Raw genomic sequence first — 1,364 nt, forward strand, 5'->3', positions numbered from 1 at the left:
TTTTTTCTTCCGATCAACAAGAGATTTCTGCTTTTTTATTAAAAAAGAGGCGTACCGCAAAACGATTTCAATAAACGTTTTGCGACACGCCCTTTGTTTTAGTATATTAGGAAAAGATTATATTTCTTTAGTTTTTTATGAGATTTTGCAGGAAGGCGATGTCTTTTTGGGGAAGAATACAAAATGGAAGGAGTGTCATTACGTGAGTATAGTTCTAGAACAAATTGAGACAAAAATTATGCAGGGAATTCGTCTAAACAGAGAAGATGGTATTGCTTTATTTGAATGCAATAATTTAACTTGGTTAGGTTATTTAGCAGATATAGTCCGAAAAAGTGTGAGTGGCGACTATGTATATTATAATGTAAATCGCCATATTAACCTTACGAATATTTGTACTGCTCGGTGTGAATTGTGCGCTTTTGGATGTGATGCAGATAGTACTCAGTCATATGCAATGGGTAAGGAGAATGCGTTAGAAATTGCAAAAGAGGCGGCCAAAGACCCAGATCTTAAAGAATTGCATATTGTCAGTGGTCTGCACCCAGATTGGCCTTTTTCATACTATGTCGATGTAATAAAGACATTAAAAAGGGAACTGCCACATATTCATTTAAAAGCGTTTACAGCAGTAGAGATTATATACTTTGCAAGTATTTCTGGAAAGTCTGTCTCCGAAGTATTAATTGAACTACAAAATGCTGGTTTAGACTCTATGCCTGGTGGTGGTGCTGAGATATTATCAGATCGGGTAAGGAATGAAATTTGCTCTAAAAAGGCTACTGCTGCTGAATGGTTAGAGGTAGCTCGTACTGCGCACAATCTAGGGATTCGCAGTAATGCCAGTATGTTATATGGTCATATTGAAACTGTAGAAGAACGAGTAGATCATTTATTATCTTTGCGTAATTTACAGGATGAAACGGGTGGTTTCCAAACATTTATTTGTTTTCCTTTTCATCCCAATAATACGGTACTTGGTGAACGTATCGAAAGAACTTCAGTATGGGATGAACTTAAGACGATGGCTATATCTCGTTTGATGTTAGATAACTTTAAGAATATTAAGGCTTATTGGGTAATGCTCACGTTGCCGATCGCTCAGCTTGCATTAGGATTTGGTGCAAATGATATCGATGGTACAGTAAGCGAAGAGAAAATTATGCATGCAGCAGGAGCAAAATCTGCTACATTTTTGAACAAAGATACGATCATTAAGACCATTCGCGAAACTGGTCGTATTCCAGTAGAAAGGGATTCTATGTATAATATAGTTAAAATATTGTAATAAGCTGCCCCAGACCTTAATTTTAAAAGGAAAATAGATTGCTAAATAGCAAAATGACCACATTTTGACCACAATA

1 protein-coding gene is annotated in these 1,364 nt (G+C 36.1%); it reads left to right on the forward strand.

Features of this window, described 5'->3' with window-relative positions; genetic code table 11:
- Window positions 1–202: 202 nt before the first annotated feature.
- The gene (gene mqnE, locus BMZ99_RS25840) at window positions 203–1,288 is read left to right on the forward strand and encodes an aminofutalosine synthase MqnE (protein WP_090945020.1); all 1,086 of its coding nucleotides are present in this window, start codon (window positions 203–205) and stop codon (window positions 1,286–1,288) included.
- The last annotated feature ends 76 nt before the right edge of the window (window positions 1,289–1,364 follow it).

Source organism: Pelosinus propionicus DSM 13327 (assembly GCF_900114615.1).
In the GTDB taxonomy this organism is placed as follows: Bacteria; Bacillota; Negativicutes; order DSM-13327; family DSM-13327; genus Pelosinus; species Pelosinus propionicus.